Consider the following 7,125-nt stretch of genomic DNA (forward strand, 5'->3'; position numbering starts at 1 on the left):
GCCGGGATTTTTTTATCCCCGGGCGACACCGGCGCGCCAAGTAGCGCCGGTGGTGGCGTCCTGGCTACCGGCCGCCTTCGCGCTTGCGCTTGGCGGCCGCCAGTGCCTCGGCGAACTCCGGATTGATCGAGGCGATGCCCGCCGACAACCGGGCGCCAGACTGATCGGAGTTCGACGGCACGGCATAGCCAGCCTCCTCGAGGATACGCGGCAGGTCCTCGTACAGTTTTTCCGGGGACATGTTGTCCAGCGTGTAGACAGTGCCGGGCGTCTCTCCGACGAACACCCGGGAGACGAACCCGCCGCCACAATGGAACATCTCGCCATTGACCGGGCATGCGGTATGGGCGAGCAGCGTGACCAGGTGACTGACCATGATCGGCGGCGCAAAGCGCTCCATGATCGAAGGGATGCCCTGTGCGCTGGACTGTTCGGTGAACGCCACTGGCCCCACTAGGTTGACCATGATGTCCTGCCGCTCCCCCTCGGCGGCAAGTACTTTGGTGAGGCCGATCAACGCACTCTTCGCCACACTGTAGGCTTGGTCACGACGACGTCCGAACATGCCAGCCCCGGAGCCGGTTATCACGATGCGCCCCTGGCCCTGGAGCTGCATGTACGGCCAGACAGCCTGGGCAACGTTCCAGCCGCCGGTCACGTTGACCCGCATGATGCGCTCCAGGTCGTTCACACGTGCCGATTCGAAGGGCCCCAGATCGGCGTAGGTGCTCGCGTTGTGTATCAGCGCATCGACCCCGTCCCATTGTTCGACGGCCTCAGCCACCATCCGCTTAACCTGTTCGCTATCGCCGATATCACAGCAGACGGCGATCGCCTGTCCACCAGCAGCGCAAATCTCAGCGGCTACTGCCTCGGCAGGACCGGGATTGCCACCCTGCTCACCACGCCCGTCGCCACCGAAATCGTTGACCACGACACGGGCGCCACGTTGCGCCAGGAATAACGCGTGTTGCCGACCGATTCCACGCCCGGCGCCAGTTATCAGAACGACTTTCCCCATGAAACTCATCATTCCAGACTCTCCTCTGCAGACGGCCGCGAGGCGACCCGGCACGTTCGGCCGGGACCACCATGGACAAAAAAAAGAGCCTGCCGAAGCAGGCTCACGAGGACGCCACAAGGGGCTGTTAGGCCCGTGAGGCTGTAACCAGCGACTGCAGGCGTAGCCTGCAGTCTGGCAAGCGTCATTCAGCGACCCTTGAACACTGGCTTGCGCTTTTCCCGGAAGGCGTTGACCGCCTCCTGATGATCTTCGGTCTGGTTCGACAGCGCTTCATAGGCCAACGAGGCATCGATCACCGAGGTGACCACCTGCTTCAGCGCGATGTTGATGGAGGCCTTGGTCCACTGAATGGCGTTGGCGGCACCGTTGGCCAGCCGACTTGCCACTTCCTGCACACGACCGTCCAGCTCTTCGGGGGCCACCGCGTAGTTGATCAGGCCGATGCGCTCGGCCTGATCTGCCGTCAGCAGGTCACCGGTGAGCAGGTATTCCTTGGCCCTGGCGAAACCAACCAGTTGTGGCCAGATCGCCGCCCCGCCGTCACCAGCGACGAAGCCAACGGCAACATGGGGATCACCGATCTTCGCCGGAAGCGCCGCATAGGAAATGTCACTGAACAGGGCCAGCGTAGCCCCCAGGCCGATGGCGTGGCCGTTGATCTTGGCGATGATCGGCTTCTGGCAATCGAGCATCGAGAACACGATCTGCTTGCCGCGCCGCATGCTGTCAACGAAGCGTTGCGGCTCGTCGATGACCCTCTGCATTTCCTCGATGTCGCCGCCAGCGCTGAATGCGCGACCGGCGCCGGTGAAGATGATCACCCGGGTCTGCGGGTCATGGCCGGCCTCGATGAAGACACGGGCCAGTTCCTTGTCCATATCGTCGTCGATAGCATTGAGTGTCTCGGGACGATTGAGGGTGATGGTGAGAACGCCATTGTCGCGTTCGAGTTTGAGCGCCTGGTAGCTGGAGAAATCCATTGAATGCCTCGTTCCACGGCTGATGAGGTTATGGCTGTCGTCGCCGATCAGATCTCGACCATCTGGAAATCACTCTTGGCCGCGCCGCATTCGGGGCACATCCAGTCCTCGGGGATGTCCTCCCAGCGAGTCCCGGCGGCGATGCCCTCATCAGGCCAGCCCGCAGCTTCGTCATATATGAAACCGCAGAAAAAACATTGCCATTTCTTCATCACTTATATCCCCAGGCGCCTCACGCCACTTTCCATTGCAATGGCAGGTAAAGCATGCCGTTGACCATGCCCGAGGCACAGCGCGGCTGCTCACCAGCCTTGATCTCGAACTCGGGAATCCGCTTCAGCCATTCCTGCAGAAATACTTTGATCTCGGTACGCGCCAGGAACGAACCCGGGCAACGATGCGCCCCATTGCCAAAGGCCGCGTGCACGACAGGCTTGCGCGCCAGATCGATCTCCATCGGATTGGCGAAGCGGCGCTCATCCAGCCCGAACAGCGCGTTGGGTACCTGGATCTGATCGCCTTTCTTCAGCTGAACGCCCTTGAACTCGATGTCCTCGACCACCACGCGTGCGGTGTTGGTCACGCCATGGCGGCGGATCAGCTCATCAACGGCGGTTAGAATCAGCTCGGGCTCCTCAGCCAGGCGCCGACGTTCAGCGGGATGCTCGGCAAGGAAACGGCAGATGAAACTCATCATCGCGGCTACGGTATCCAGGCCGCCGAATAGAACGACGATCATCATTCCAAACATGCGTTCGGGCGATATCGGCTGACCATCGATCTTGGCATTTACGATCAGGCTGATCAGGTCATTCCCCGGATTGCTGGCGCGCTCCTGGACCCACTTACCGATGTAGCCCATCAGCATGCCCTGCGAGCGCTGGCGCTCCTCCAGGTCTCCGCGCACGGATAGCTCGGCCATTTCCAGAAGATGCAAGCGATCTTCCTGGGGCAAATCGACCAGGCGCAGGAAGATGACGATCGGCAGCATCTTGGCGAACTCGCCGACAAACTCGCACTCACCCTTATTCTTGAATCCTTCGATGAGTTCGATGGTCAGCGCGCGTACGTCACTCTCCATCGAGGCGATGGCCTGCGGCAGGAACGACGGGGTAATCAGGGTGCGATAAGCGGTATGCTCCGGCGGGTCCAGTTCCAGCGGCACCAGCGTGACGTCATCACTGCGGGGTATGGTCACCCGGGCATGGGAGAAGCGCAGGTTGTCCTTCTGGATGGTCTCGATATCTTCCGCGCGGGTGGCGATCCAGTGACCGCCGTTGTAGGGCGACCAGACTATGTCCGGCCCTCGGTGCAGGGCCTTCCACGCGGCATGCACATCGCTTTCGGCACCCGGCGGGTGCATGAAGTCGAAGTCCACTACGCGGTCTTCGGGTACGTGTTCGGGTACGGTCCAAGTTGCCGGTTGGCTCATTGCAAGCTCCACGGGAAGGAATGCCATCCCTGCTTTTGTTATTTTATGAACATCGTTCGCATATTTATACGACAGCCAGGTATTCGAATCAACCAGGCACGGTCAATCGCACACCTCGCTAATGGCACCCTCCTCGGCGCCACCATGCTGAAGCCATTCCCGCAGCTGCAGCTTCTGCAGCTTGCCGTTGAAGGTGACAGGCATGCGATGCAGGATCACTATCCGCGAGGGACGCTTGTATGGCGCGAGCTCGCGAACGAGGTAGGCCTGCAGGTCGGCCATCGCCAACCGTTGCCCAGCCTGGAGTTCTACGAAGGCGACGACGTCCTCGTCGCCGCCGCTACGAGCGTGCCCCACCACCGCTGAAAGCTGGATTCCCGGCCACGCGTTGAGCACCGATTCGACTTCCACCGGGTACACGTTGAATCCCGAGCGGATGATCAGGTCTTTGGTCCGACCGGAGATGAATAGCGCACCATCGGGCTCGAGCCTCCCCAGATCGCCTGTGGCCAGCCAACCCTCGGCGGACACAGTCTCGCGAGTGGCCTGTGGATTGCGGTAGTAACCGCGCATAACACCAGGCCCGCGAATCTGGATCGCACCCACTTGTCCCGGAGCGACTTCGTTGCCGTCGTCGTCCATCAGGCGGATCTCGACTCCGTCATTGGGATAGCCGGAGGAATCGTCGTCCCTCGGCGCGGCGGTGCGGGTAATGAACATTGAGCCAGCGTACTCGGTCATGCCGTAACCCTGATGCAAAGGCAGGCCGAAAACGGCCTCCACTTCACGCTTCACTGCCAGGTCCAGCGAGGCCCCTCCCGAATACAGGTAACGCAGGCTCGTGCTAGGAAGGCGCGTGCCGTTTAGCTTCAGGTGCTCGACCACCCTGGTGAACAAGGTCGGCACTCCTTGGAAGGTGGTGATGCCTTCACGAAGCAGGGTTTCCAGCAGTCGTTCGGGCGTGAACTTGCGCTCCAGCACCAAGCAGGCGCCGGCGTACAGGGTGGTCAACAGGATTGTGGCGAAGCCGAAGATGTGCGGCAGCGGTAACACGCCGTAAACCCTGTCAGAGGCCCCCAGCGAGCGGGAGGCACAGGAAACTCTGGCGAAGTGCAGCAACCCCTGATGCCTGACCATCACCCCTTTGGGCGCGCCGGTCGTACCGGAGGTATACACCAGCGCGGCCACGTCCCTGGCCAACTCATCTTCTTCCGGAGGCACCTCACCGAGCGCGGCAATCATAGAGAAGCCATCGAACAGCTCGTCCCCGCGCCAAGGCAAGGCGCCCTGCCTGGCGGCATGCGCCTCGGCATCCGCTGACAGTGCCGAACTGAACACCATCAGGCGTGGCCGACAATGCGTACGAATACTCTCAATCTCGCGCGCGCTGAGACGCGCATTGACGTTCACCGGCCAAGCGCCCAGGACCACGCAAGAGAAGGTCAGGACTACTTGAGCTATGCAGTTTTCCGCGACCAGCATCACCCGATCGCCACGGCTCACACCCTCGATAGTCAGGCGCCTTGCGGCGCCCTCAATGGCATACCACAGCTGGGCATAGCTCAACTCGCGTCCTGGCTCTCGCAACGCCGGGGCGTCGCCGGCGCACTCCGCCCAGATCCGGACCAAGTCACCGATATTAGTGGCCAACGCCAAGCGTGTCTGCACGTCCACAAGCAGCCCCTCCCCAGAAAATCAGACCGGGTCCCAGGTGAAGACTTCGCCCGAGCGCTCAACCGGAATGAAGGAGCCCTTCAGCGCCGGCATGCCGTGCTCGGCCAGGCTTTCAGGGGTCCAGCCTTCGGAGCGTTGCACCGAACGAATCGGTCGTGGCTGGCTCATTAGGAATATCTCGTTGTTGCGCACTGCGAAGACCTGGGCGTTGACTTCGGCGGCCTGATCGCTGGCCAGGTAGACGCAGATTGGCGCGATCTTGGCGGGTGTCATCTGCTTGATCTTCTCGACCCTGGCCTGCTGTTCCGGCGTATCGGTCGGAATGGCGCCGATCATCCGGCTGTAGGCGAAAGGAGCCACGCAGTTCGAACGGACGTTAAATTTCTCCATGTCCAGGGCGATGGATTTGGAGAGCGCCATGATGCCGAGCTTGGCTGCGTTGTAATTCGCCTGGCCAAGGTTGCCGATCAGACCCGAGGTTGAAGTCATGTGCACGAAGCAACCGGACTCCTGCTCCTTGAAGTAGTTCGCAGCGGCCCGACTGACATAGAAGGAGCCGTACAGATGGACTTTGAGTACGGCGTCGAACTCTTCGGCGGTCATCTTATGGAAGAAGCGATCCCGCAGGATGCCGGCGTTATTCACCACACAATCGATGCGCCCGTACTGCTGTACCGCCTGTTCCACCATGCGTGCGGCTGCGGCCGGATCGGAAACGCTGTCGGTGTTGGCCACCGCCTCACCGCCGGCAGAGACGATCTCGTCGACAACCTTCTGGGCAGGGCCGACGTCGGCCCCTTCCCCCGAGACGGATGCCCCCACATCGTTGACCACAACCCTGGCGCCGTGGCGCGCCATCAGCAGGGCGATGTCGCGCCCGATGCCGCCACCGGCGCCAGTGACCAGCACCACCTTGCCTTCAACCATCGATCCCATAACGAACTCCTCGAACCAAGCTGCACCGTCCGAATGGACGACGTTCAGTCCACAGACCCATCGATAGTCTGGTGGCCAGGCGACACGCCCAAATGCATATTAATGAACACTGTTCGACTATGCAAACAGGTGCTAGCATGGAAATCGTTGCAGGAGCGCTGAAGAAGTAGTGCGAATCAGCTGAGAGCCTGATGGGAATCAATGAAAACGTGGGCAGCACTAAGCCTTGAGGAGATTGTACTTACTAGACGAAAAATTCTAAACGCCATTTGATATACTGCACGGCATTCGCGCCGCAAGAGGGCGCGGCCCTTTATCCCCGCCCACTAAACATTGGGATACTTCATGAAAAACAGGGAAAACGACGTGGACGCCGTAGAAACACCGACTTCGATGGGCCCTCGCTCAGTTACCCGCATTCTCGGGCTGTTCGAGGTCCTGGCCAAGGCCGGCGACGGCATGTCGCTCGCAGAACTGAGCGGTATTCTGGAAACCCCTAAGAGCAGTCTGTTGACGTTGCTGCGGCCGCTGGTCGCTGAGGGCTATCTCAGCCACGGGAATAATCGCTACCGCCTTGGCCCGTTCATCTATCGGCTTGCCGGCAACATCCTGGCGACACGCAACTTCCCCAAGCTGATGCGTCCTTACCTGGAAGAGCTCGCGGTCAAGACAGGCGAAAGCGTGTACTTGTCTGTAATCGACATCGAATCCCAGATGGTGACGCACATCGACGGGATCGACTCGCAGAATCCTGTGCGCTACGTTTCGCCGCTTGGTGCGCCTCGTCCGTTGCACTGCACCGCTCCTGGCCGACTCCTGCTCGCCTATCAGGACGAGAGGACTCAGGAACACTACCTAAAGACTGCAAAGCTCAAAGCGATGACTTGGCGCACTGTCACGGACCGCTCGACGCTGAAAAAGCAGCTCAAGGAAATCCGCGAAACTGGTGTCTCAATCAGCATCAGTGAGCTCAGCGAAGGCGCCGCTGGTATTGCCGCTCCAGTGTTCGATACTGATGGCTCGGTTGCAGCAGCGATCGTCATTGCTGCACCTGCTGAGCGCATGCAGTCTTTAGGTAG

General features: G+C 60.7%; 7 protein-coding genes. 1 reads left to right on the forward strand and 6 read right to left on the reverse strand.

What is annotated here, in order from left to right:
* Positions 1-64 precede the first annotated feature (64 nt).
* The 6 genes from FAS41_RS27450 to FAS41_RS27475 all read right to left on the reverse strand — a co-directional run bounded on the left by FAS41_RS27450 (position 65) and on the right by FAS41_RS27475 (position 6,046).
* Positions 65-1,033, reverse strand: coding sequence for an SDR family NAD(P)-dependent oxidoreductase (locus FAS41_RS27450; RefSeq protein ID WP_138526492.1), 969 nt, complete (start codon positions 1,031-1,033; stop codon positions 65-67).
* 176 nt (positions 1,034-1,209) lie between these two features.
* Positions 1,210-2,004 (reverse strand): enoyl-CoA hydratase/isomerase family protein, encoded by a 795-nt coding sequence (locus tag FAS41_RS27455; protein ID WP_138526493.1) that lies wholly within the window; start codon positions 2,002-2,004, stop codon positions 1,210-1,212.
* Between the two features lie 47 nt (positions 2,005-2,051).
* Positions 2,052-2,216, reverse strand: a complete 165-nt coding sequence (locus FAS41_RS27460) for a rubredoxin (RefSeq protein WP_138526494.1) — start codon at positions 2,214-2,216, stop codon at positions 2,052-2,054.
* Between the two features lie 20 nt (positions 2,217-2,236).
* Positions 2,237-3,382: a cytochrome P450 gene (locus FAS41_RS27465; RefSeq protein WP_218939136.1), complete on the reverse strand. Its 1,146-nt coding sequence runs from the start codon at positions 3,380-3,382 to the stop codon at positions 2,237-2,239.
* Positions 3,383-3,538: 156 nt separating this feature from the next.
* Positions 3,539-5,110, reverse strand: a complete 1,572-nt coding sequence (locus FAS41_RS27470) for a class I adenylate-forming enzyme family protein (RefSeq protein WP_218939137.1) — start codon at positions 5,108-5,110, stop codon at positions 3,539-3,541.
* A 21-nt stretch (positions 5,111-5,131) separates the two neighbouring features.
* Entirely contained in the window at positions 5,132-6,046 is a 915-nt protein-coding gene (locus FAS41_RS27475) for an SDR family NAD(P)-dependent oxidoreductase (protein WP_218939138.1), read from the reverse strand.
* A 345-nt stretch (positions 6,047-6,391) separates the two neighbouring features.
* Between FAS41_RS27475 and FAS41_RS27480 the strand changes: the two genes are divergently transcribed.
* The coding region (locus FAS41_RS27480; RefSeq protein ID WP_138526495.1) for an IclR family transcriptional regulator at positions 6,392-7,125 on the forward strand (734 nt) is incomplete at its 3' end.

It is taken from the genome of Pseudomonas nicosulfuronedens (genome assembly GCF_005877905.1).
GTDB classification, from domain to species: Bacteria; Pseudomonadota; Gammaproteobacteria; order Pseudomonadales; family Pseudomonadaceae; genus Pseudomonas; species Pseudomonas nicosulfuronedens.